At 46.6% G+C, this 25697-nt stretch carries 23 protein-coding genes and 1 pseudogene; 1 reads left to right on the top strand and 23 read right to left on the bottom strand.

From position 1 onward, the window contains the following. Window positions 1-13: 13 nt before the first annotated feature. The 15 genes and pseudogenes from K1I37_RS21100 to K1I37_RS21030 form a co-directional block, all read right to left on the bottom strand. Window positions 14-445 carry a pilin gene (locus K1I37_RS21100; protein WP_021297291.1) on the bottom strand — a complete coding sequence of 144 codons (432 nt, stop codon included), beginning with the start codon at window positions 443-445 and terminating at the stop codon, window positions 14-16. A 24-nt stretch (window positions 446-469) separates the two neighbouring features. Next, window positions 470-814, bottom strand: a complete 345-nt coding sequence (locus K1I37_RS21095; RefSeq protein ID WP_021297290.1) for a hypothetical protein — start codon at window positions 812-814, stop codon at window positions 470-472. A gap of 128 nt (window positions 815-942) precedes the next feature. Next, window positions 943-2406, bottom strand: a complete 1464-nt coding sequence (locus tag K1I37_RS21090; RefSeq protein ID WP_021297289.1) for an ATP-binding protein — start codon at window positions 2404-2406, stop codon at window positions 943-945. An 82-nt stretch (window positions 2407-2488) separates the two neighbouring features. Next, window positions 2489-3226, bottom strand: a complete 738-nt coding sequence (locus K1I37_RS21085) for a hypothetical protein (RefSeq protein WP_021297288.1) — start codon at window positions 3224-3226, stop codon at window positions 2489-2491. Between the two features lie 16 nt (window positions 3227-3242). Then, window positions 3243-3989 carry a metal-dependent hydrolase gene (locus tag K1I37_RS21080; protein ID WP_021297287.1) on the bottom strand — a complete coding sequence of 249 codons (747 nt, stop codon included), beginning with the start codon at window positions 3987-3989 and terminating at the stop codon, window positions 3243-3245. Window positions 3990-4269: 280 nt separating this feature from the next. Beyond that, entirely contained in the window at window positions 4270-4620 is a 351-nt protein-coding gene (locus K1I37_RS21075; RefSeq protein WP_021297286.1) for a hypothetical protein, read from the bottom strand. A gap of 15 nt (window positions 4621-4635) precedes the next feature. Continuing rightward, window positions 4636-6402 (bottom strand): DEAD/DEAH box helicase, encoded by a 1767-nt coding sequence (locus K1I37_RS21070; RefSeq protein ID WP_031218951.1) that lies wholly within the window; start codon window positions 6400-6402, stop codon window positions 4636-4638. Next, window positions 6362-7102 (bottom strand): hypothetical protein, encoded by a 741-nt coding sequence (locus tag K1I37_RS21065; RefSeq protein ID WP_021297284.1) that lies wholly within the window; start codon window positions 7100-7102, stop codon window positions 6362-6364. Before K1I37_RS21065 ends, K1I37_RS21070 begins: the two co-directional genes overlap by 41 nt. Window positions 7103-7115: 13 nt before the next feature. Then, complete coding sequence (locus tag K1I37_RS21060; protein ID WP_146824665.1) at window positions 7116-8138, bottom strand: helix-turn-helix domain-containing protein; 1023 nt, start codon at window positions 8136-8138, stop codon at window positions 7116-7118. Window positions 8139-8606: 468 nt separating this feature from the next. Then, window positions 8607-9007, bottom strand: a pseudogene (locus tag K1I37_RS21055) (transposase); the annotation flags it as partial. A 127-nt stretch (window positions 9008-9134) separates the two neighbouring features. Next, on the bottom strand, window positions 9135-9410 hold the full coding sequence (locus tag K1I37_RS21050; RefSeq protein ID WP_021295991.1) for an acyl-CoA thioesterase: 276 nt from the start codon (window positions 9408-9410) through the stop codon (window positions 9135-9137). A 122-nt stretch (window positions 9411-9532) separates the two neighbouring features. Then, window positions 9533-10585: a site-specific integrase gene (locus K1I37_RS21045; protein ID WP_223204346.1), complete on the bottom strand. Its 1053-nt coding sequence runs from the start codon at window positions 10583-10585 to the stop codon at window positions 9533-9535. 428 nt (window positions 10586-11013) lie between these two features. Continuing rightward, window positions 11014-12567, bottom strand: a complete 1554-nt coding sequence (locus K1I37_RS21040) for a PcfJ domain-containing protein (protein WP_021295993.1) — start codon at window positions 12565-12567, stop codon at window positions 11014-11016. Between the two features lie 25 nt (window positions 12568-12592). Continuing rightward, window positions 12593-13099 carry a Cas9 inhibitor AcrIIA9 family protein gene (locus K1I37_RS21035; protein ID WP_021295994.1) on the bottom strand — a complete coding sequence of 169 codons (507 nt, stop codon included), beginning with the start codon at window positions 13097-13099 and terminating at the stop codon, window positions 12593-12595. Window positions 13100-13654: 555 nt separating this feature from the next. Continuing rightward, window positions 13655-14152, bottom strand: coding sequence for a hypothetical protein (locus tag K1I37_RS21030; protein WP_242216035.1), 498 nt, complete (start codon window positions 14150-14152; stop codon window positions 13655-13657). 162 nt (window positions 14153-14314) lie between these two features. Here K1I37_RS21030 and K1I37_RS21025 point away from each other — a divergent pair, with 162 nt between their 5' ends. Next, the gene (locus tag K1I37_RS21025) at window positions 14315-15802 is read left to right on the top strand and encodes an IS5 family transposase (RefSeq protein ID WP_021295996.1); all 1488 of its coding nucleotides are present in this window, start codon (window positions 14315-14317) and stop codon (window positions 15800-15802) included. A gap of 5 nt (window positions 15803-15807) precedes the next feature. Here the strand turns inward: K1I37_RS21025 and K1I37_RS21020 are convergent, their stop codons facing one another. The 8 genes from K1I37_RS21020 to dnaN form a co-directional block, all read right to left on the bottom strand. Further along, window positions 15808-18567 (bottom strand): SNF2-related protein, encoded by a 2760-nt coding sequence (locus K1I37_RS21020; protein WP_152498755.1) that lies wholly within the window; start codon window positions 18565-18567, stop codon window positions 15808-15810. Window positions 18568-18649: 82 nt separating this feature from the next. Further along, window positions 18650-19708: a DUF6094 domain-containing protein gene (locus tag K1I37_RS21015; protein WP_021295998.1), complete on the bottom strand. Its 1059-nt coding sequence runs from the start codon at window positions 19706-19708 to the stop codon at window positions 18650-18652. 137 nt (window positions 19709-19845) lie between these two features. After that, the gene (locus K1I37_RS21010) at window positions 19846-19995 is read right to left on the bottom strand and encodes a hypothetical protein (protein WP_021295999.1); all 150 of its coding nucleotides are present in this window, start codon (window positions 19993-19995) and stop codon (window positions 19846-19848) included. A gap of 134 nt (window positions 19996-20129) precedes the next feature. Beyond that, on the bottom strand, window positions 20130-20711 hold the full coding sequence (locus tag K1I37_RS21005; RefSeq protein ID WP_021296000.1) for a hypothetical protein: 582 nt from the start codon (window positions 20709-20711) through the stop codon (window positions 20130-20132). A gap of 74 nt (window positions 20712-20785) precedes the next feature. Further along, window positions 20786-22243 carry a vWA domain-containing protein gene (locus K1I37_RS21000; RefSeq protein ID WP_021296001.1) on the bottom strand — a complete coding sequence of 486 codons (1458 nt, stop codon included), beginning with the start codon at window positions 22241-22243 and terminating at the stop codon, window positions 20786-20788. After that, the gene (locus tag K1I37_RS20995; RefSeq protein ID WP_188332407.1) at window positions 22228-23361 is read right to left on the bottom strand and encodes an AAA family ATPase; all 1134 of its coding nucleotides are present in this window, start codon (window positions 23359-23361) and stop codon (window positions 22228-22230) included. Before K1I37_RS20995 ends, K1I37_RS21000 begins: the two co-directional genes overlap by 16 nt. A 79-nt stretch (window positions 23362-23440) precedes the next feature. Next, window positions 23441-24349, bottom strand: coding sequence for a DUF6744 family protein (locus K1I37_RS20990; protein ID WP_322790885.1), 909 nt, complete (start codon window positions 24347-24349; stop codon window positions 23441-23443). A 92-nt stretch (window positions 24350-24441) separates the two neighbouring features. Then, on the bottom strand, window positions 24442-25623 hold the full coding sequence (gene dnaN / locus K1I37_RS20985; RefSeq protein ID WP_021296004.1) for a DNA polymerase III subunit beta: 1182 nt from the start codon (window positions 25621-25623) through the stop codon (window positions 24442-24444). Between the last annotated feature and the right edge of the window lie 74 nt (window positions 25624-25697).

Here is a 25697-nt window from a genome sequence, read left to right as displayed (position 1 = left end):
TAGATAGCTGGTCTTATAATCCCTTTGTAAAGTCCCCTGCAAGTAGTGCAGCAATACCGGTTAGAACACCGGCGCTTAGGGCGAACGCCAATCCAATGAAGGCGAACTTTATCTGTTCTAGACCTTCTTCTTTTTTCCGTGCACCGCCCATCATTTTTAAACCACCCACAATGAAGTAGAAAATCCCTACGAGTGCCGCAATAGCCGTGAGGATTCCAAAGATGTCTCTCGCGACGTTTGCAATGGCGGAGTCAATCCCATTTTGCGTGAGAGCTTGACCCCCAGTGACCTCGTAGAATCCACTCAATGACGGATCTGTTGCCGCGAATACATGGTTGGATGGAATCAGATTGATAAGCATTGCCGCCATTATGAATACTGTGGTAGCTAAGCTCTTGATACGCCTAGAATCCCGAATGTAGGGGATTCGTGAGAGCTGAAACATCTGCATTTCCTCCTCATAACTCTCTTACAATCGGTCAAGTAATTCGATGAAGCTGACGAACAGTTGAGGCAATAGGATGACGATGCATTCCGCACCGAAAACACCGACGATGATCCGAACCGACCATCTGGACAGCGTATTAACGCGGAATTTCCATGCAAACATCCAGACCACGGCTGCAATAACGAGGCACATTACGCCATACGTCAGGGCAAAAGAACAAATCCATGTATACGTAGCGCTTATGCCGTTGTTGACAGCACCACCGACGGAGCCTATATGTAGCGGGTGAATACCCATACCACTTAGCATGTTGGTGACTTCCGAAGGTCCAGGTTGTGCGGTAGTGTTTGTGGTCGTAGCACTCAACGAGTTTCACCTCCCTAATGGTTACTATCGCAGGGAATAGGGGGGTGAAACGTTCCAAAAGCGTGATGAATTGTTTTAAAGGAATGAAAAAAAGACATCACAAAGTGATGTCCTCGTTCAGTGTAGAATTATTTTTCCGACATGAGTTTTGGTGTAGTTGCTCCGATTCGTTCCAACTCTGTGAATACTTCTTCACGAGTGATAACGGGGTTCGGGTCTTTGTTAATACGCTTTCGCATCTCAATTCGTTTCAGTCGTTCTATAAGTCCCTTAATGGTTGCGCCACTTTGGCCATCGAGATACATAGCAATTTCAATTGGATAAACTCCTTCTCCGAAGTGAAGCAGAGAACCCCATGTACCAAACATTTGTGCAATGGCGTGTTGGTCGGGATTCGGGACGTAAAACTGTGTTCCGAATCGTCCGTCACGAATAAGTGCTTCGTCTAGCATTTCTAAGCGATTCGTGGCCGCCAAGACAAATACACGATCGCGACGGTCGAAACCATCCAGCTCCATTAAGAGCTGTGTCAACGTTTGGTCGTGGTACATGTGAGAAGTGCCTCGCTTTGCACCGATAGAGTCTATTTCGTCTATGAAGATGATAGCTGGAGCGTGATCTCTTGCTTCTTTGAATAGGGAAGCAATGTTTTGTTGAGTTGCACCAATAAGCGTTCCCATTAAATCTGACGGACGAACTGAAATGAAGTACAAGCCCATGTGTTCAGCGATTGCTCTGGCAAGATGAGTTTTACCCGTTCCCGGAGGGCCGTACAGCAAAATACCGGCACTCATAGATGCATCGTATTCACGGACGAGGTTCATGTTGTTGAGAAGCATTGAAATATTCTCCTCAACTTCTTGTATGACTCTGTCCATGCCAAAAACCTGATTGAATGCGTTTGGATTCTTTTTGAATTGCTTTCCAAGCGGTTTCCAAGCAACACGTCCGTTCATGTACAAATCTTCGTCAGAATTAGGTGGGGGAGAGGATTGTTCGTCAATGTTCCGATAACGATTCTGCGTCCGGCGATTGTTGCCCCGAACTAGTTCCTCCATTTTGTTCAAATCCCACTTCGTACGGTTCATAGGATCAGTAGGCCGTTCTGGTGTCTTTCGTATTGACTGATTACTTCGGTGCAGTCCAAGTTTTTCAATTGCCCAATTACGTCTTTCAATAGAACGACGTTGATATTTTTCAATCCATTTGTTACCATATCCGTGTTCCAGTCGGCGTTTCAGTGTTGTCTGGAGTTGAAGTTCACCGAAAAAGAGGAACCATTTTGGTGGGCCGATATGAAAGAACGTTGTGACCGCCCAGAAAATGAGATATGCAACGCATGCTGAACCTGTTGCCAACATTGGATGGATGTTTGTCATGAATGAGTGTCCAGGTTTTAGGTGATGCATCGTATAACTAGCTGAATACCACAGTAAAGCTACCGCAAGGATCGGGGTTACGAAACGGTAAACCCACAATAATACACGCCCATAGTTTACAAGCCAAAGAAGACCAATCAGTGGTAAGAAAGATCCACCCAGTGTTATTGCCCCAGTAATAGCAATTACTCTTACAAGTTCTGCAGGCGCCATCAAACTACACCTCCGAATTTATAGTTCTAGCATCATCATAGGGTAGATTTTGACAGCTTGCGTGTATTTTTGGAAGTGATTTTTATGCAAACAACTGTAATTGACCAGGCTGTGTTTTTTCGAAACCCTTAGCGCGAGTGGATTTTGGCCTTACGCTGGCTCTTGGAGCAGTTGGTTTGAAAAACTGCTCAATGTTCCCCATAGCGCTCTCATGGAGAATCCAACGTTCGTTCAAGGCTACACGCCCAGTTTCTTCATACGCTTCCGCGCAGAACTTACGGATCGTGCAATCCTCGAAACCTTGTATTGATTCAGGTTTTTCTGGCACGCGGTTTTTATAGAATGCGGAGTCCACGTACTTCCACTTCACAGCTTGGAATGCACGCTCCGACATTTGTCCAGCTAGGTGATTGATGAGCGTTGAGTGGATGTTCTCGAGGACCTTGAGCTCATGACGCTCTTCTTCAGTCACGTTCTGGAGCAAGCGATTATGGTAACCCGCAATTTTCTTTGTGTAGGTTTCGAGTAATTTCCACCATTGTTTTCCGATATGCTTCCGGTATTTCAATTCAGCTTTAGTTTCAACAGTGAAGAGATGTGTTTGCGCTACGTGTAAGAGATTCCCGAACTGGCAGGCCGCGAGAATGGGACCTTTGGTGTCGTCTTCCTGAGCAATGCATACCTCAATTTGGATACCCGGTGCACAAGATGAAACAAAAATCGCTTCTTCTTCTGCATCGCGGTAGTCAGTGAATTTTTTACATTGTTCAAAGGTCATGTGTGCGGCGCCAACAAGAAAAATTGTCTTTTGTGCTCCCATGGTTTAATCCTCCTTCTTAGCGTACAAACGTGACTACAAGCATTAAGATGGTGGAGAGACTGCCAATGATGTGGTCTCGCCAGTCGCCGGTTCTAACTAACCGAACTCCTTGACGTCTCTTGTATGGCCAGAGAAGTGGTACACCACCGGCGATTGCATCGGCTAAGATGTGCAACACGTACCCAATCATGATGGCGTCGAGCAGGAACGGCGCATGTAGTTGGTTATTTATGAAGACAAGGGCACCGAACGTGACGGCTGTTCCGATAATTGAGTGTGTAAACGTTCTGTGCGGTGTAAATGTCGCCGCTACGAACCATACCGCGGCGAAAATCATTGACGTCATCCAGCGTTGATGAGTTACGCCAAAGACGAATGAGCCTCCGGCTAATAAAAGCATGGAAAGTTTTCGCATCCATTCAGCGTGTGATATAGCACCAAAGTAGGCAAGTACCGCGACCGCCCAAGCGATAGGGGAGTGCCAGAGATGAAGGACAAATAGAGCGCCGAAAATGATGATGATGGACGCCAGTTGTCCAATCCGTTCGACCCGTCGGGATGCTTGCGCGTCCTTCTGATCCATGTCCGGTAAGAGTCCGCCCACGGCGCCCGCCAGTATGACAGCGACGAGTGATTCAATGGAATGTGTACCTCCGATGACAGATCGGAGTGGGGTAAGCATGTGTGATGGTTCATGGAGTAGGAGAGGGGCGGCTGTTGCAGCACCAAGAGCACCAACCGCCATATGTGTACGACCTAGCATACTGTCGCCTCGCTTCCTTTTGTTATTTCAAGGATAGCAAGGTTTCAAACGCAAAAAGTTTCAAATCACGACAAATTGTTTCATGTTTTTCGAACGTACCCAAGGAATGAAGTCCGTAGTTTGTACGATTTGGACAAACGCTTCCCGGTCGTTCATTAAATGACGGATGCGTGGAAACCTCTGTTTAGTTATAGGGAGGAGCACGTCATTTTCTTCTTTCACGCCGCTTGGACGAGTTACACATGTTCGTTTTCATTGAAAAAGTTTCGTTAATTCGAGACTAAGGAGTATTCAGCTCGTTTTGTTTCGTTTTCGTTCCTAGCCGATATGTTTTTAGATGAACCCGTGCCGCCTTGATAGCTTTTTCCACGGTTGAGACATTTTGCTCGACCTTTTCGTACTCAAGAGAGAAAGGGTCGAGAATGTGTGCATATGCTAGCGTTTTGTATTGTTCCGTAAGAAAGATGAGTACCCCGGCTAGGCGGTTGACTTCTTTAACGAGTTCATCGGTTTCATTATTTTTTGTTGTGACGGCAGGGGAGGGCGAACCAAACCGCTTGTTGGTTTGAGCAGCTCGGATATTATGTTTAATGATCGATATCGCTTCAGATGCCTTTTCAGAAGGTTGCAAAGTTTAAGCCTCCTATCATTGGGCAGCACGTCTTTGTTGCTGTGCTTGTTCGCGAATTGATAAAACCATCCGTTCGTATTTTTCCTTTGCAACTGGATTTTTCCAGGCTTCACGCCAACGTTCCGGGACAAACCGTTCGCAGACTTTTTTGATTTCCCTTTTCGCGAATTTTTTGTTTAAAGCATCGCTCGCCATCCCACGAGTCCAGTCCGCTCGATGAGGAATGTGGTAAAGTTCGAGCAGATGCTCTTGTCTAGCTGACATACGTGCATTTCGCCAGTCTGCATCTTTTGCTATGACTTTGCTCTCGAGTAACTCCAAGAAACCTTCAGCGACGCCTTGTGCGTATTCGAGCGGCATTGATTCATCATGAAGGGGTAAATATCGACTATTTCCAATGTCGAGAACGGGCCAATACTGTTTCTGTTCCTCGATGAGGAATGCCCAATGGCCATCGCCATATGAAATTGCAAAGTGGTTTTTGATACGTTCCCAATGATAGCGAGTACGGTTGGCAAAGAGGTTAACGTGTTCAATAAACTTATTTTCCTGTTGTTCGAGTTCCCGTACACGCTGTAACCATTCGGTAACACTTTCGCCAGTCATCATGGTTTGTTTTTCAAACTCGGGTTCCCCAGATTTTGTTTTGCGTTTCGAGCCGTCAGAAGACCTCCGTTCCTGGTTCTGTTTTGAACTCTGCGATGTAATTAGTTTGGTAAAAGTCTGAAGGTTCTTGTCTTCACTAGCGCCCGTTAAGTCGAGGACGAGTGCGTCATTCTTGCCTGGATGTAGACGGATCGCACGTCCAATCATCTGAGTGTATAATGCTTGGCTCTTTGTGGGGCGGCCAATGACGACGCAGTCTACACTGGGTTCATCCCATCCCTCCGTCAGAAGGCTACAATTTACGAGAATTTTAAGCTTATTATTGCTGAAGTCACTCAAAATACGTGCCCGTTGTTCTGCACTCATAGACCCATCTACTGACGCAGCTGCATATCCAGCTAGTTTGAATCGTTCTGCGAGCGAGTTCGCGTGTGCAACGTCGACCGCAAAGACAACAGATTTACGATAGCGCGCGTATTGGACATAGGCTTCAACTACAGCGTTTAACGCGATGTCGTGGTTCAATGTCGCCGAGAGGTCTTGCTGACTGTAGTCTCCTCCAGATGTTCGAACATATCTAAAATCAAGGTTTGGCACGTTTACTTGCAGGCCCCGAACATCCGTCAAATATCCGTCCATTACCATTTCAAGGATCGTACGCTCATATGTGACATGTTCAAACACGTCTCCAATTTGGGATCCGTCACTGCGGCTGGGCGTTGCAGTGACCCCTAAAAGGGGTGGACCATCTTCACGAAACACACCTAAATCCTGAAGTATGCGGAACGCGCCTTCTGCACGACTATGATGACATTCGTCATAAATGATGAGGCCTGGTTCTGGAATAGATCGGCCTGCGACGAGTGTTTGAGTTGACGCGAGAATAACCTCTGCCAATTGTTCGTTTCGAGCACCTTGGACCCGCCCGGTCATAACACCTGGCCAAACTAAATTGAGCTTAGACTCTGCTTGATCTAGCAACTCCGTTCGGTGTGCAAGGACTAGAATTGGCTTCTCCGAACAAACTTCTTGGTAGAAGCGACGTGCCAAGCTACCGAAAACCACCGTTTTACCAGCGCCAGTTGGTAACGTGATTAACTGGCGCCGATGGTGAGGGAGGGCCTTAAAGAATGCATCAATAGCTTCCTGTTGATATGGTCTTAGTCGTATTTCCAAAAGATTGCACCTCACTCCGAACAGCAGATATCGTTGGTTTAATCATATTCTGTTGAGAATAGGATTGTGGTCCGATTTCACGATGATTTTCGTAAGGGCAAATCAAAGAGTCAAATTTTTCACCATGTATACGATTCAAAATCCAGGCACCGAGTAACTTCAAAAAGAGGTTTTCCTGACGCCAAACTGTCGTTTTAGACACATGTAATCTTTGTTCTTTTTGAGTGACAGACACCTTTTGGTTGTCTATCAGAAATGTGAATATCGCAAAAACGTTGACCTCCTTTAAGTCTGCCTTTAGGTCTCGTAACGCTTTGTGAATTACGTCCATTCTTGACTTCAAGTCGATGAGAAGAGACTCGTCATATTTTCTGCGTTGACCATTCTTTTCTATGTCAGCGACCTCGTTACGCCACAACCGATAGTTTTCAATTACAGCTTTACCAATCTCTTCGCTGTTGTCGACACTCGGCTGCACGTCTTGAATCATCTCCGCAAACAGAATGAACATCGGGTCTTTTACACCATGCACTGATTCCCATAATCCCCCGTTGTCGTACCAAACCTGATAACCTTCGTATCGGGGAATTGCGAACAGTTCGTGGAATCGCTTTGTCATCTCCATAAACTCATCTAGAGACGCTGTCGTTTCAATCTCCATTTGGCGATTGAGAAAACGTAATGCAAAACGATTTGGCATTGTGAAAGCCCCCTCACGCATCTGGGAAGAGCTCGTAGAAGGTTGCATATCGTTCGTCTCGTTGAGTAGCTCCTCCAGACAGATTAGTGGACTTCGTGTATCTGTTTTGTTCCGTTTTCGTGATGCGTTTGAAATCAAATGGCAGAACATCGGATTTTTTGGCGATTTCTTTCGCCCATTCTTCCTCCAAAATGGTGGATACGTATTTAAACGAGCGAATGGTTGCACCTGGTCTTTGTGAAAAAACCCTATGAATGCCATCGATAATCCAGCTTAGAGGTACTTGACTAGTTAACCAACGCTTAATGGCGATGTAGTCGTCACGTTTTGCAATATACGGTCGGCCCATATTGGTCATCATGGCAAGTTCGATTTGTTCAAATGGGTCATTATCGAATTTTTTGTCGCTCGCAGGCACATGGTTATAAGTAGTAGTAGAGGTAGTAGTGTTATTACTTGTTCTATTCATGACCGGTACCTGAGGTTCCTCTGGAATTGTGACTTGAGGTTCCGAAACTTCAGGGTTAAAGGGGACCTGGGGTTCCTCTACTTGTACCTCAGGTTCCTGTGGGACAGTGTACGCATCTTCATATTGTACGACGAATGGATCGTCATAAATAACAGTTTCAACCTCGTCGGCGTTATTCAGCGAGTCTTGGTCATTACTTGCGAATTCTAACGCACGTTGAAGCAACGGTTCGAAGTTGTAGACGAGGGAACCTAGTCTATGATTGTGGGGATTCATACGTCGCCCGACCTGAAGAAGCCCTTTCTCGATGAGGGAATCAGTCCATTTACGTATTTGACGTACAGTTACATTAAGGTGATTGGCGAGAGTTTCTTGATGCGGGTAAGGATTCTTGTGGTCATGCTTATAGGACATGAGGATGGTAATAAATCCCCATTCTCCATGTTCGATGTTTAATTTTCGATAATTGCGAAGGATGAGGTTGGGGATAGGTGTGAATCCATCATCGAGGATTTTATTCCCCCAGATAGCTTGAATGCGTGATGATTCGGTGGATAGGACGTTCATTTGTATCACCCCTATGGTTGTTAGACCATTAGGGAAACTAGGTACAGTGCTTACGATGGATTATCTAATTTAATTTTTGCACGTTGAATGTGCGGTAGATCATTGATAAAGTCCATGGTAAGCCAATGGGTAACTCAAAGACCACCGAAGATGGATCTTCAATGTTCACCTAATAGGGAGGTTCCTTCCCGGCCAAGATAGTAGAACCTCCCATATGCATATCTAGTTTCCCTTGTGGCTCATTTGACCCGAGCACCCCATTAGCTCGGGTCAAATTTATTGTACAAGTCAGATGGCATAGTCATGGCTTTTTACGACTCTTTTTTATGTAGACAGCGACACAAGCTAAGGAACGGATTTGTATATGTTTGGGCTGTGATTATTCCACAACAATCCAATTCAATTCACCTGTGTATTCTATATATTTGAGCGTTTTGTAGAATGGTCGTTTTGGGTGGAGGTGAAAATGACTTGATCATATCCAGCATCCATCATGACAAAGTCGATTTTCCAACCGTGCGTCGTCACGACGTGTTCCAGCAATGGCGCCGCCATCTCACCATCAAAGACGTTCGCTGGTGTGACATCCAAAGCAACTGGCAGTTCACTCGCGGTGTCCACAGCCAAGTGGAATTTGTATCCGAACCAAGCAAGCTTGTTGCCAAAGGTATCGTATTTTGCGCCCCAGTTGGCATTGCCCGTTTCCTGGCTCTTGGACTTAGGTTGTTTTTTCTCGTAGGACTTTGTTTTCTCAATTTTGAAGCATAGGGTTGTAAATCCAAGACAGCAAAGAACAAGGGCAGACGATCGCTGGAGTCAATTTCTAACCAGTCTTCAAAGGAAAAGAGCGATGGTTGGAGAATATACATAGTGGGACTTCCCTCCTCGAAAATTTCTGGTTTGGGTTACTTAAAATTTTCTCGAAGGTTGGGGTGAAGTCCTTTTTCATGCCCTCAGAACCCTTGCCCTGCGGGAGTTTATAAATCTGCAAAACGCTCAATTAAATGAAATTCGGATTCCTTCTAGGCTTGTTAACTTTGTGACCACCAAAATCGTATCGTCATATTTAGCCGGAACCTTATAATCTACAGTGAGATTTGTAACGACTACCAATACTCCGGATTCCTCTAATTCACGATATGTAAGCCCAAAATGTGTAATTGTACTTGATCGTCCCAATTCAAGCCAGGGAATATAGTTACCGTCGTAAACAACCCCCATTTGGTCGACTTCTGGATAGCGAACTTTTAGGCAATAAGTAAAATGCTTCATAATTTTAATCTCCATTCAACATATAAATATGGTTATGTTTGGTTCAAATGATGCTTCTGAGTTTTATTGAGACATGAATTGGTTCAGTAGCATAATATAATGTCTGACAAAAGTTTCAAAGGTCATAACCCAACATAGGACGCGGCATTCTGGTCAAATCCATTGGCATCTCTTATATATGAACGCATTACTAAAATGCTTTTGTGTCCACTGATCGCCATGATTTTATCTTCGCGTGCTCCTCCTTTCGCAGCAGATGTAATGAATCCAGAGCGAAGGCTATGGCCTGCGTACTTTGCTGGAGGAAGTCCGACTTTTTGAGCGGTATCCTTTATAATACGTGCTACACCTTTATCTGACAGGCGTTCTCCGGAAACTAGATATGCGTTCTTTCTACGATAGACACGTCGAAAAATCGGGCCTGTCGAGATTCCGGCTTTATTTAACCATTCTTGAAATGTTCGTACCGGGCATGTTTCGACGTGGGATCCATAGGGAAGATGTATTTTTCGTTGATGCCCCTCTTGGTCTGTTTTGCTCTTTCGAATAGTGATTATCAGTCCTTCATGGACGATATCTACATCTTCGACGTTAAGAGCTACCAATTCAGACCGACGAAATGCACCTGCAAACCCGATTACGATTAGTGTGCGGTCTCGCAGCGCTCTAAGGTTACCCTCTTTGATCAGAAGGCTCGCCATGCGACGAATTTCTTCTATTAATAATGGTGATTTTCCCACACGGGAAACCTGAACATTTTCATCGCGTTTAATGCCTTTCCAAATGTTGCGGACTTGTGAGTGAGATGTGGGGGACTCATAGTCCTTTGCCTTGTGAAGTTGTGAAATTGCAGCCATGCGTCGTTCAATTGTACTTGCTCGAAATTTGCGCCTCCGTGCTAGGTACGCAATGTAGTTTGAAATGGTTTCGGGAGCGGCAGGACATGGACATAGTGAATTTTTGAAACACCAGGTAAAAAAATCAAACAAGTCAAACGTGTATGCTCGTTTGGTATTCGCTGACCTAGCGTTGCTCAAAAATTCTTTTGCATCGTCAGATAATTCTGGTTCCATATCGGTGTTTGGAGAATTATCCGCAAAATAAGAAATACCGCCTTTTTTTATTTTTTTAACTAAATATGTACTGGGTGTACCTACTGTTAAATTTTTATCCATTTTGATAAACCAACCCCAATTATTACATTTTAAAGTTTAGTCCGATAAAGTTTCATTATCGGACGTTTAGAGTCTAAAAAATAAGGGACTAAACAATATTAAATTGGAAGTTATAGACAAACCTAAATATTTACAAAAAATATCTTTGTGTCTATCAATTCACTATTTCTATCTCGAAATCCTCCTTGTTGTATAATTTTGTATTATATTACATGATGTGAAAATATCATTTTCACGAGCGACCTCAAAAGAAAGAGAGGTCACTCGTGAGAGACAGAAACCACCCAAATAACTTGGGTGGATCTATTCATGGTCGATCCCAGCCTGTTAAGCAATCGGGAACGGGGGAGGGCTACCTTCCTGTCCCGAATACCGGCAGAAAGGACACCTCCCCTTTTGGATTACATGCATTAAATAACAAGGACGCGTTATGCCACACGTGACTTAGGCTTATTGCGTTGTTTGCTTTCTTTTTTCAGAAGTCTAGCAAAACGCTTTAAAAACTCCTTTACTTCCGGTTGGGGGTCACAATTTTTGTACCCCCGGGCTTGCCGGATAGCATTATCCGACACTTCCACTGTTACGAAAGGTTTTTCTGGCTCTGTAACACTTCTGAGTACATATAGATCACAAATGCCAGATGCATACTGGTCGGAATAGCCTCCGACACAGTGGTTTAGGGTCTTACCTTCTTCAAACAGTTCATTGCTACTTTTCGCTGGACGAATGAAAAAGCGGTCATCTGAATACGCGTAGCACATAAGTTCCTGTACACGTAAAGCAATCCGACGATTGATTTCCTCATCCCGTTTGATTTTTACACGTTGCATCAGCTTATCGTGAGTTTGTCGCAAACTTGTGGGGAACAAGACGTGTGGTGCACCCAGGTCCATTCCAAGCTCTTTCGACATACGCAAAGTATCTTGCCAGTCAATGAGTACGCTGGTCGCTCTGGAATAACGTTCTGGCGCGTCTTCACGCCTCATCTGTTTCAAGATATACTTAGCCACCATGATTGGTTCGGCTATCTTCTTTTCGGTTAAGTACTGCCATATGCGGTCTTCAGTAATATCCTGAAGGCTAAACGCTTGTTCAGGTGTAACTTCAAAACCTTGCTTTCTCCAAAAATGATAGCTGTGGAGGGTTTTCGGTAGTACATTCGGCAACTCCAATAACCGGAGAATATCTGTCTTCGGCATGCGAAGGACCTGCTGTGGGTTTTTTCCTCGCCAATAAATCGCTCTGTATGTTTGGTGCCCCAGCATTTTTGCGGAAACTAGGGTTTTTAGACCCATTTTGGTTAAGTACTCTACGCATGGGTACTTAGCCGCAATGTTGAAAAACTTAACAAAGTCAAACGTTTCGTCATCGTATTCTTGCCACATACTGTACTGCAGAGGCGTCCCCTTTACAGCTCGTTTTATGCTCCCGGTCGAACAGAATGCCGGCTTAATAATTCCAAAGTAGTAATTGTACATGCGTTGTTCAACGTAAGATCCAACATTACGCATTTTGCGGGTTTTACCGTTCCATTCGTTGCGAAACTCGGTACCACCACGCCCTGGCTCAAATACATACCAGGCGCATGTCGTAAACTGTGTTTCCGTTTCGCGATAGTCGCCAGAGTAGTCCCGTTGCGCGTAAAATGCACGCGCTACGACGACATTTTTGTTGAGTCGGGACTTCTCGTACCAGACGATATACGCGTAGTCGACGAGGCGTGAGCGGCCGCGGCCGTTTTGCTTCACAGTACACTTAGAATGGCAATTTAAGCAATCCGTCTTTTCGTTATGCTTGAAATATGCTCCACCTAGGCCGAGAGGATATTCGACTTTACAGTGCGTGCAGTATGCCATTTGAACCTTACCCACTCGCCATACGAATAAGTAGCGGCTTTCTTTGAAAACCGTGTCACGTGCGTAGTTACATAAACTCTTGCTGATTTTCTTCGGGAAATGCTTAATTGCTTCATTAAATTCCATGTAGTTTCCTCCTATTTTTTCAGGATTAGATGTCAAATAGGGTCAACTGTTCTTCTGGCACGGGTTTCGACTTGGGCCCTAAAGGCCGCCGAGCGGCAGTAGTATTTCGAATCGGTGATGTTTGAACGGCCGTTCTCACAGGAGGTGTGTATCGGTGTTCTTCAGGGAGGTCGAACGGTTCGCCTTCCCAACATCCGTAGTAGTTCAAAACGACAGCAAAAACCTTTTCATCTGATAGAACGGCTGTGTTATTCGTGCGGAATTGAGATGCATAACGAATTAATGTGTCAAAGCACTTCCCTAAGGTTTTGTCCTCCGCAATGAAATTTCTGGAGTGTCGTGCGTTTGAGGCTAGGTGGTTGAGAATGAATTCTCCAATCACCTCTATGGTAGGATTGTTTTGATTCTCTACCATTTGTGCCTTTACTCTTTCTACAGCGGCTTCGTAGTAGGCCTCTCCTGTTAATTGAGCCTCTTCGTCTTGGTCTGTTTCAGTAGAAACATCTAATTTCTTCATTTGTTCTTCAGACATGAAGATCCCTCCGATACTCCCGGCGCCGCCGCCTTGGGAGTGAATAAGATACCCTGGGCGGCAGGGGGAGACCGGAACGCAAAAAAGGCAACCGACAAAGACCTTTCGTGATGGTCATGTGACCAACACGGGTCATGCGATTGCCTTTCAACTGCCACTTAGGCAGATTCCGATCATAGGTTTGGTGTTGCGAATAGGTTAAGGTGGCGCTACTTACCCGAGGGTAAGTGCGAAAGTGAGCTCCTGTCCTATGTACACGTGCACGTCCTAGTGCATCTGCTGGCGTACATAGTGAGTTCAGCTATTCTTGCTGCAACTGAACAAGAGGTATTACCGTGAGTGTGCGACAAGTGACTGAGTACCGACGAGTGACATGCTGCCTAGTTTCACCTTGCGGTTCGCTATGTAATAGCTTCCTAGGCTCCTCTCTGCTCTCCACGTAATGGATTCAAGCGCATAAGAGGGAAAGTTTTTCTAATTTCTCTTTTAGAGTAGTGTTTTTTCTTTTATCAGTCAACAAAAAAGGCCCGCCTAAATGGCGGGCACTTTGTAGTGCTACAGCGCGAACAAGAGAATTTGGTCATCACTGACCATTTTCTTTTTCGCTTTAACCACAAACCCCATCTGTTTACGCAGCTCGCCGACAGTCATTGGTTCGTCCTGTTGTGCAATCAGTGGTTTCGGTGTTTCCTGCGACTCTTCGAAATCTGGAAGGTTGAACAAATCGAGCTGGGGTTCTGTGTTGGGCTGAGACATTAGAGGAATAATATCTACCTCTTGTAATCCAGCAGCTCGTCTCGTTTCCTCAGCCAATCGCTTCATAGCTTTGGAGATTTCGACTTTAAACTCGTCCTCCTTCAGCATCACGACGCCCTGGGGAATATCCTTGTCAGCTATCGTTCGCCACTTGGATTCGAGATCGTTGACGTCTCCAAGACAGCTTGCGATGGAAAATGTTGAAGACGATAACTCGTCTTTCTCCCCGAACATCGCCAAATCAGACTTATCTGCTCGTCCCTCCAGTAACATAGCGGAAAGACGTCTTTTCATCATGCGACGAAATTGGACCATCTCATACGATCCGTTTGTAACATAGGGTCTGCTGAATGAACCATAAACCTAATCGTAGCAAGGATTTCGCGTGCCAATTGTCGAAATAAAGTGTATGGATTTTGAGCGGAACAGGCGAAAAACCGTGCACTTGGAGGTCTGTAATTGTACGCGAATCATCAGGACCAACAGATACTTCCCGGAGACTTCTTCCTACCGTTTGGTGGCCGACTTAGCGAAGACAATCGTTGGGTTCAACTTTCATATATCATTCCGTGGCGACGTGTGGAACAGGAATACAGCAAACACTTTAGCAGAGATCTTCGAGGCGGACGGGCCGTCTCCGTTCGGATGGCGCTTGGCGCGCTAATCATTCAGGAACGAGAAGGTTTTTCGGATCGTCACTTGGTCCAGCACATCACGGAAAACCCGTACCTGCAGTACTTCATTGGTCTTGAGGCGTATCAAGAGGAACCACCTTTTGATCCCTCTCTTCTGACGTATTTTCGCAAGCGATTGGGTCCCGATATCATCAACCAAGTCAATGAATGGATTGTGCAAGCCGGATTGCAGGAAGAACAGAATGGGGACGACGACGAGAACAGGGACGAACCTCCTAGGGAATCTGGAAAGTTCGATGCAAACGGTGGATCGCAATCTGAAGTTCAGGAGCCACCAACCCATCAAGGAAAGCTCATCCTGGATGCAACCTGTACACCAGCAGACGTGGCCTACCCAACTGACTTGTCGTTGTTGAACAAAGCGCGTGAGAAGTTGGAGGATATCCTTGACACGCTCCATGCGCCGCACAAAGGCGAAATGAAGAAGCCGAGAGACCGACGTCGTCAAGCACGCCGGGACTATCTGAGAACTGCAAAGAACCGCAAGCCAGGTCGCTCAGAGATTCGCAGAGCCGTTGGGCGACAATTGCGTTACGTGGCGAGGGACTTGAGATTTATTAAACAACTCGTCCAACACACTCCGCTAACAGCACTCTCGCGGCGACAATACCGTGACCTCTTGGTCATTGGTGAGTTGTATCGTCAACAACGAGAAATGTATCGATTGCGTAACCATCGGGTGAGCGACCGGATCGTGAGTATCGTACAGCCTGATGTTCGGCCGATTGTACGTGGAAAGGCAAAGGCGAATGTGGAGTTCGGTCCAAAATTGGCCATCAGTGTGGTCAATGGATACACCTTGCTGGAGGAGATCGGTTGGGACAGTTTCAATGAAGGCACGACGCTGATAGAGTCGGTGGAGCGCTACCAAGAACGCTTCGGATACTACCCGGAGGCCATCTTGGCGGACAAAATCTATCGAACGCGGGAGAATCTCAAGTACTGCAAGGACCACGGAATCCGGCTGAGCGGTCCGAAACTCGGACGACCGCCCAAGCAGACGGACCCTGAGCAAAAGAAAATGGAACGGCAGGACATGGGCGAGCGGAATGCCGTGGAAGGAAAATTCGGAGAAGGCAAGCGAATCTACGGGCTTGGCCTGATTCGAGCACGCCTTCGTCAGACGAGCGAGACGGTTATTGCCATCCAACTACTGGTATTGAACCTTGAGAAGAGGTTACGGCTTCTTTTTTGGCTCATACTCGATGAACTCTTCGGAACGGATTTCGACATAAGCAAGGTTGTTGCATAGATCATTCAGCAGCCCCTAACATAGAAACGAGCAGTACATTTTTGCGACTGTTTAATCCTCCAGGCTCGCCTGGATGCTTGTCGTAAAGTGTTAATTTGATCGGTCAGTTGAAAGAAATTTAATGATGGGAAGTCGAGCATATCGATACCCACCTGGACCAAGGTTACATTTGAGACGATAACCTGTATGTCATCTTCGACTGCTTTGGATATCCATGCGACTCGATCCTGCGGTTTGACGCTTGCTTTTAATAAACGAGACCTAATCCCTTCTCGAGTCAATATTTTATGAATGCGCTCATCCTGCTGATATTCCTTGCCAGAATATCTTACAAAGACGACGCATCGACGGCCTTGCACAAGGTCATCTCGGATATCCTCAAGTAATCGTCGTTCCTTTGCGTTAAGCTCATTCTCATCATGTGTAGGTATCCAAGTAATGCCCTCATCGTTGAGAGGCACATATTGTTCCTTGTGTGGCTGATTTGCCGCATTGACGACCGAAGGGATAAAGCGTGCATAGGCGTGTTTGTTTCCTCCGATGTATGCTTTTTTCATCTTGGATTCGAGTTCGTTGTGAAACTTTGAATACTGGTACCGATGCGGTGGATCCTCATCCATGTCCACAAACACCGGCTTTTCTTCAAGTTCTACAAGTGGAAGGCCGAGGTCGCCAAGCTCTAGGAATATCGTCTTGTCAGAAAGCAAGTTCGCAAAAAGTTTCGGTGACAGTCCAGGAATTTCGGTTGGTGGATTCATCACTATTTTACGGCGTGTGAATGTCCCATCATCCTGAACATCATCTTCTGAATACCGTCCACGTTGTTCTTGAGCTCCATAAAGACTCACAAACTTTCCAAGTGACTTGTGATCAAACCCCAATTTAAGCATCTGGCCAGGAACAAGTCGCCATAGCAGATAAAATAAGCTCGACGCGGTGCCTTTGGACAGGGTTCCCGTGAGAGCAAGTACGCGCTTTGCGGCTGAAATGATAGCCCCAAGGCTTTCACCTTGCCCGCTCAAGCCAGCATACTCGTGTACTTCGTCCACTACCAGAAGGTCAATGTATCCCTTCAGGTATCTCTGAATGAACCAAGAAGGTTGCAATCGCCGCTTTGTTAAATTACTCACCTTTTCGACTTCCGGCTTTACATCACGCATCAGATTTGCGTTACACGCACTACAATGGTAGTTTCCAAGGTTTGAATGGAAGTGATACTGATCATGCATAATGGCACGATCTCCGACTCCTGTTGCTTCATACGGCCGACGACCATTTGCTAGATCATGAAAGCCGAGCTTTAACTCTAGTAGCATTTCATATTCATTGTCACCGCTTGCGGCTCGCGCTTCCTTGATGCTCTCCTCGTCGGTTTTCGTTTGCACGGCGTGACATTCTGGGCATAACCAAACATCTTCAAGTTTGACGACATGGCCGCGGTCCGCTGTACCGACAGAGTACCGAATACCCTGTTCTCCAAATGAAAGCATCGGCTTTGCCATAGGATACTCTGACCTCGAAGGACGAAATGTGTAGACATGCTGTGGTTTATAAATCAGAGATGGCGCTTTAGGCATGCCCAATTTGCTCGTATCTCTGCCCAGCAGCATAATTTCGATTTGACCGTTTTGCAAAGGATGTTTTTTCCGCTTGGCCCGCCACTGTACAACGTCTTTCCAGTTCTTAAAAACTGTAATGACTGGATTGTGTAAAGTGGCCTTTATTTCGTCTTCCACCCATTTAGGGATCGTTATCGCAGGGACGAGCATTAAAACACTAAGCGAACGTTTGCCTCCATTAACCACACATTGTGCCTCGTTTTTAACGGCAGCCAGTGTATTTAAAACCGCCAAGCTTGATATTGACTTGCCGGTGCCCATATCGCTGGAGATGATTACACCTTTTTGTGACTTTAAACCGTTTACCGCAGCCTGAGCGACATGTGCCTGTGCTAAGAAGGGCACACGTTTCATCGTCGCGATCGCCGGGTGAATCGGTTTATCTAAGTCATGTAGTGGTTTGGCCATCTCCTCTATGGTTGCTGCGAGATGTCCTGCGAATGTTTGTAGGTACGTCATGAGTTCAGCTTGATCGCCGTCTTCTGCATCTTTTTTATATTCGCCTAAGACTTCAGAGAGAGCCGGCGCTTCCGTGATTCCTTCGGGGAGCTCAATTTTCCGTTCTGCCAGTAGTTCTGAAAGGATCTCCTTTGCTTGTTCCTCGTTTAATTCCGGTGAAAGTTGGTAGGCTTGAACGTCTCTCCAAAACTTAACGTTTGGATCCGACCATACATTGAGCGGTTCTACAAGTTCGCGCTGAACGCAGGCCTTCCATAGGGGTTGTCCCCATTCCTCGACGTACGGAAGGCTAAAGTCGTGTGCAAAATGCTTTGCAAACAACGTCGCGATGTCTCCACCGTCCGGTAGGATCAATGACCGTGCCCGGTCACTATCAATGATTTCATCAACTGCAGACTTGTGCAGTATGAGCGTGTGCGTCGTTTTTCCGACCGGCCGATGAATCAACCTGTAGTTGTTCCTGTCGCACTTTATACGTGTCTCAATGGATGCGTAACGTTCGGGTCGCACATGTAGGAACTCTCCTTTTAATGCGCGTGCCGCTATGCCTCGTGTTACCTGGTCTATGTCAATCAGGCTTGCTGCAATGAGCTCCTCATATTCCTTACCGGGAATAGGCCGAGTGATGATAAGATGTGCTGCAGCGTCAAACCAGTGTAAATCGCTTTGATATTCAAGAATTTTCATGTATCCATCCCAATGTATGCATATCCACCAGGGGGGCCCCGATGAATAGTACATCACCGGGACTACCTCCCTTGGCTAATTATTATTGTAAATCGCGGATGGTTCCGTCTGGTTCAATAGTCCGAACAATCGTTACCCACTCATCCGTGTCAACGATGGTTTCACGTCCTTGTTCGTCGTACGTAATATCTCGGTGCGTTACCTTTCGGCTCGTGCCGATAACCATATGGCGATGTTCACCTATGCCAACTGCTCCATCTAATGCGCCGGCAGCGATAAGCGTCGCAAGATGTGTTCGACGATACGGGAGTAGCGGTCTTTGTAGCTTCGCATCGACTACCGAACCTTGAAGCATATGCTCGGCTACTTTGAAGCCTTCAGAAAGCTCGAGGTCTCGCAGAAGTTCGACTTCATCACGAACATCTCCGCGAAACTCGATGTCGTCACTTACGTCGCAAGTCGGGATAATCCAAGTACGGTCATCCTTATTGTCTAAATACGGAATTTGTGTTGTGGGGTCATTTCCGACCGCTAGTAAATGGCGACGCGCTTCAAGTTCTTTAGAAGTGAGCATTTTCGTGCTCTGTAAAGGCTTTTCGCGTCTCACGCCGAATATGACGACTTGTTTGTAAGCCTGATACTCATCATCGTCAAAACGGTATACTGCTAGGTTGGTGTATCGATGTTCGAGCGCATTGACTGTCTCTTTTGAGAGTGTCGTGCGTGGAATGATGAACACAAGTACTCCACCCGGAGCCACATATTTCGCCGTGTCCCGCAGGAATGAAAGTTCGATGCGAGATTCATTTCCACCTTGCCCACCGCGGTTGTCGTAGGGCGGATTTAGCCACAGGAAAGACATACTAGCCTTGTCTACACGCGCCTTCTCATAGGGTGAGGCGACTACGAAGTTCAAGCGTTCTGTAGCTTCAGTTGCCCGTGCTCGGTCTAGTTCGATGCCGTAAGTGAGCGTACCCACTGGGGCTTGTTTGCCAACAGTTTGAAGTGCAATACCTTTGCCACAACACGGGTCGAAAATGCGTGCTGGCCCTTCAAAACGAAGACGCTTCACAATCTTTTCCGTCATTGTTTCGGGCGTAGCGTAAAAACCGAGGCGACTGTCACTTTCGTATCTTGCCATTCAAATTCCCACTGTCCGACCGGATGGGGTGAAACCCCCTGTCCGGAAATACAGACAGAGGGTTCACCTCCTTAATTAGTTATTCGTTGTATATTGCTCTGTCGATGAGACCTTATTAAGCATTACTAGTTGAGGGATTACGCCTCCAAGTTGGCGACTTGTTTGGCACAAGCTGGGCAAACGATATCTAACCCCGCTACCCGCGTATATGTGTAGGTATAGTCACCGCATATCTCACAACTCTCTGGATTCTCACGATTTTCCACTTCATAAGCTTCGTTCTGCATATGCGAGACTCCCCCTTGGTATGTGGTCTTCTCCACCTGGCCATGTTCGAATTAAGTCCGACCGCAGAAGGAGGCCCCTCGGACAACGTATACGGAGAGGCACCGCCATCCCAATCAGATTTGCAAGCTAATCCTCAGCCAGAATGCCGTTCTAGCAGTTTCTTAACAGCAGGAATCTCTCGAAGATTCATCACTAAAAGTACAACTGGTACCGAAGCGACCGTTAAGTCATATAGAGCCACTGGTGCATGAACAGCAAAAGCTAATACACACCAAAAACCAGTCATTAAACCTACTGCAAACGCAATGCCCGTTACCTTTTGATTTGTCTTCATATCACATTCTTCCATTACCTTTAGGGCTATACGAAGACCACCGATAATGAAGCTGAAAAGGAACAGGTAACTTATGACTGGTGACACGATGAGTGGCTCAACAACAGTACGAGCAAACACGGCAAGCAGAGCGCATGATTCGATAAATTGCAAAATCCCATCGATGACTTTTGCTTCAAAGTCGTATTCGCAGTACTTGGCGAAGCTCTTTAACTGTGTGCTATACAGGACAGTCAAAAAGCTTACCATCAGTACACAAACGGCTTTTTCGAATGCAGGCAAAATGACAACTACAAAGCCAAGCAAAGCAGCAAGTGTTGTCAATCCTAGTGCTACAGAAAAAGCCCATTTTTCGAGGGTTTTTAAGATGTTTTTTGACATTTTTTATACGACCTCCTTATCAATCTGTATCGGCTCCGTTGCACAGTATGTGCAAAATCATCACCGACACTTTTTTAGTTCAATGATTCAATGACAAACGACAACGTATCGTCGTCCCCGACCTGTGGCTTGGCTAACTGGTCCGTAAAGGGTCGAACGGCGGTATCGGAATGTCCGATCACCACTGAAATTACGTTGAAGTTCTTCTCAGACTTCACCCGTCGAAACTCCCCGTTCAAGAATTCATCGGAGACCGAGGCTGCGCCATCGGTAAGAAAAACGATGTCGCCTTTTTGAAATGCCGAGTCATCCATGACTTTTACAGCTTCTCGAAGGGGTTCCTCAAAGGAAGTCCCACCGTCGAAGAAGTGACAAGCCATTTCAATAATCTCAGTAGCCGGTGCAATGCGAGGGTTTGCCCATTTCTGGACGTAACATTCACCTCTGCTTGCAAAGTGAATGACTGCAAATGCTCGTTTTTCTCTGGATGCAATAGCAAAAAGCGAAAGTGCAATGCCCTTTAACCACTTTTCGACTACACCTTCCGTCGAACCAGATTCGTCTATACATACTACAATGGGACCTTGTCCCTCTCGTTCGTATCCTTTCAGCTCGTACTGTAATAAGCGTTTTTCCGCGAAACGGAGAAGAAACTCTTCTTCTGTATCCGGGTCTGCTAACAGAGCGAGTTCAGATGGTACAAGCCGAGATAAGTCATCCCCGAGGGTAATATTGACTACTTCCGTCGGTGGGTGCTGTGTACGATTGCGACGTTTTTTTAACGCGATCATCTGCATTCGTCCGGCGAGCTTCGCGATTTCACGTATTTTCGGATCGCTGCGCAGCATATCAGCGAGCAGTAGACGTTCAGCGCCGTTCACTGGGTTCCCGTTGCCGGGTTCTATACCGAAGGCATGCATTGCGTCAGCGTCCTGTGTAGCCAAATCAACGGTTTCGTCGAGTGCTTGACGCATCTCTCTCGCGATGGACGAACCATGTGTATCGTACGCTTCGTTGAAAATAGCTTCTGCCCCATTCAAAGCCTGACGAAGTTCGTTCGCTAGCGCATGTAGTTCGTCGGCCTTGTGTTGTGCGGGACTCGTTAGGTCTCCACCGGCTGCGTCTGAATACGCTTCTGCTTGGTCAAGAAGTTGTTGTAACTGTTGTTGCATTTTATGAACTGCTTGCGCCGCATTCTTCACATCGTCCGGGATAATTCCATCGAGCTTCTTTTGTAAATCAAGAGAGCCAATCGCCGAACCATATTCGTCGAATTGTGTCATCCCACGGAGATCCTTCCATGCGCTTTGTGCCATCAACGTTTCCATGACACGTTTGTTTACGACAGACGCATCGGAAGCGAAGGAAGGCGCGCTCTTGTAGAGCGACGCCCACACATCAGGAATAACGCCATCAATCTGTTGGTTATTGACGGCCTCTTGCAGTTTTGTTGACTCTTCATATACTCGTTGAAATGTGCGACGGTCGAAACGATCCGTTTCAATCGACCCAAATCTTAAATCCCGAGACACTTGGACATAACCCCTTTCAGCAATGCATCCACCTTCAACTCAGCTTCTTCAATCCGCGCAATTTTAGATGGAGAGCCTCCAGCAGTCTTAAACGCCTGTATCTCTTGCTTTATGTGTTTGAGTTTCTTCACCGCTTCGGTGCCGACTTGAACGGCCTGGTCTTCATTCGCCTTCATCGCATTGTTTGCGATGTCGCGTGCATCTTCGATCAGTTCTGCGATTTGTCCAGCGACTGGATCGAGGCGTTTACGAACGATGGACGCCACTTTCGCCACTTGAGAAGGATCGTCCCAAAGAGTGTGCTGAAGAATTTCAGCGTCTTCCTCGATGATGATGTGGTCCCTTCCTGCGAGAACCGCACGTGCCGGCAATACATCCGTAGCAATTTGTCGCCAGCGTCGATCCGACAGCGTAATGCCTTCCTGAATCAGGTCGTTCTTGAGGTTGAGCAACGCTTCTGCGACGCTTCGGTCAATCTTAATCAGTTTCGCCGCCTGTTGAAGCTGTTGTAATTCGTGCAACGTCAACAGATTCGGACGAGCCGGACGTGGCGAGGTCAGCATAGCAATGAAGTTATGTTCTTCGCGAATGTATCCTGGCTGAAACCGAAACACGAAGCGATCATAGACAGCCTGTAACTCCTCTTCTTCGGGGAATTCGTTGCTTGTACCAACAAGTGTACCAAGCGGTACTCTTACGGCATTTGTCCCGTTGTAGAAGACTCGTTCATTCGCGATTTTGAGTAGAGCATTGAGAATCGCGGAACTTGCCTTAAATACCTCGTCTAAGTAGCCAAAATGGGCTTCAGGGAGTTTCCCTGTGGTAATTCGTTCATAGACGCCAACTTTCAACTTTTGTAGGTCGTATGGCCCGAACAGCTCTTCTGGAGTCGTGAATTTCGTCATGAGCCATTCAAAGTACTTGTACCCGTCAATCAGTTGAGAGAGCTCGTCCGTAATCGCACTCTTCGCAGAGCCAGGGAGACCAATCAACAAGATGTGTTGACGTGCAACGAGTGCAGTCAGCAATCCGTCGATCACGTCTTCACGTTCAAAGAAAGACGTCGTCAAATGGGTACGAATCGCGTTTACTTTATCTATAATATGTTGTTGGTTCATTTTTAAATCTCTCCTCATGCCCCCAAGCCGTGCTAGGGGGCTAAATGGTTTAGCCCTGCACGGCCAGGGTATAGAGAACTTAGACTTGTTCGAGAAGGGCACGCATTTGCGCTTGTAGGATGTCTACATCCGTTTCAAGCGTGCCTATGCTCTCCTTCAAGATGTTCTGGTAGGTTACGATTTCGTTTCGTATTGAATGTGCACGTGCCATGAGGGCTTGTACTTCTTTGTCGTCTACCTGACCTTTGAGTGCAGCGCGCATCTCGGTAAGAAACGTCTGTGCTTTGTGCGTCACGACATCTCTCACCATGTCACGCGATTCTTCGGTGTTCATCACCGGAAGCTTATACGCATAGGTGTGTGGCAGTGACGACAAGAATCGAACGAGTTGAAACAACAGCTCTTCATTGTCGCGCGGCACCAGGTAGACGCCACCAGACTCTTTGAGCGGTGTAGCAGACAAGTCTTTCAGTACAGAACGCACCATCCGACGCCGTGCATCGGCATCAAAGTGGTTTAAATAAAGTCCATATAGATTCTGAAACTCCTCGGCCGCTTTGACCACGTTGGGGTCGTCTACATTGAAGACTTTTACGTCTGTTGTCTTGTACTCGTGGTTGAACACGAATACCGCGGCTCGAGGGTCGTAGTCGAGTTTCGTTTCAGCCGATGTTGGCGTCTCAATGACCAAATGTCGAACGACCTCTTTACGGTTACCCGTTTTTACGTCTCGAATGAGGAATCGAGCACCTTCGTAGTCTCGTACCCGTCCTTCTAACTCTTTTGTTGCACGACGGAACGCATCAGCTGGACGAATCTCCGGAATACGATATTCCTCAGGCAAGCCAGAGGCCTTAAAGAGTTCCCACAGCTGCTGTTTCGGGACTAATCGTTCTGACATCGCATACCATACAAAGTGTCCAATTCTGGACTCTACGTCACTGGTGGTTGCAGTAAGACCTTTAAGAGTTAATTTTTCTTGTGTCATTGCCATGTTTTCGCCCATTCAACCGTATAGGGGAAAGCCCCCTATACAATTCAGGGGCTTCCCTCCCTATTTGGTTTTTTGAGTCATGGTGATTACGCGGTTTGTTTTTGTTCTTGTGATTCGTCTTGGCTCCGTTGTTCTGCAGGTAATCTAACCGGAGAGATTAGTGACAAACAATCTGTGTCCGGCGCAGAGATTGTCCCTGGTACAAGCGGACCATTGATACCAATTACCACTTTCTCCGAACTCATTGCACGAAGGGCTTCGACCCAGTACACAGAGTTGAATGCCATTTTTTCAATGGTTGCTTCGGGATTTAAGAGAGGCACAGAATCAGTACCCTTTCCGTTTAAGCTCGACTCAGCAGACAGCACTAGTTCGCCATTTGCGATTTCAAATATCGTGCGCATTTGGTCTTGGTCTCCAGCAAAATAAGAGACAAATTCGCAGGAGCGCAACAAGTCAGCTCGATTGACTTCGAGTTGTACCTGGACCGAAGCGGGTATGATCCTTTGATAATCAGGATACGTGCCGTCGAGTGCTCGCATAGTAAGACGCGTTTCACCATCAGACCACGTGGCCACCATAACTCGTTCGCCAATTTCTAGGACAACTGTTTCGTCGTCATCCGAAGGCAACATAGAGGACAAGTGAGCGAGTGGTTCTTTTGGGATGGTTAACTCGCGCTCGTCTTCACCTTCCATGACAATCCCACCGACTGACGTTTTAGCTAATCGCAAACCGTCCGTGGAAACAGCCGTCATGGTTCCATTAGAAATTGTTAAGTTGACTCCTTTTAAAATTGGGCGTACATCAGAATTCGAACACGCGTAGACAACCCGTTGTAGTGCATTTTGTAATACAGGAGCCGGTAGTTCCATACGCGCTGTTTCGTCCCGGTTCTGATACGGAGTAAACAACTTCGGATCTTGGCCCGGAATTTTTGCACTTTGTTTTCCGGAACGTACGTTGAGGTGTAACCCATCCTGTACAAAGATCACTTCGTCGGTTGCAAACTTCACGATATTAAGCAGTTCCTTTGCGGGAACGAGAATAGTGCCTGACTTCTCGATTCGAACCGTCGGATCACCAATTCGCTCAAACAACGAGCGTTTCAGTGATACGGTTTCCGATGAAGCCGTAAAGTCAACGCAATACTCGTCTTTATCAACTGTAATGAGGACATTTCGATACACAGTCGTCTTGCTGGATGCGACGCGTACAATGTCCTTTAAGGTCTTAATTAATATTTCCGGCTGGAATGTAGCTTTCATATTGCATCTCTCCGTTTTTGACCCCGCGCCGCCGCGCAAGGTCTGATTTTTTGTCAGAACCTGCGGCGGCAGGG

This window comes from Alicyclobacillus acidoterrestris (assembly GCF_022674245.1).
GTDB classification, from domain to species: Bacteria; Bacillota; Bacilli; order Alicyclobacillales; family Alicyclobacillaceae; genus Alicyclobacillus; species Alicyclobacillus acidoterrestris.
This window is presented reverse-complemented; position numbering and strand designations above follow the sequence as displayed.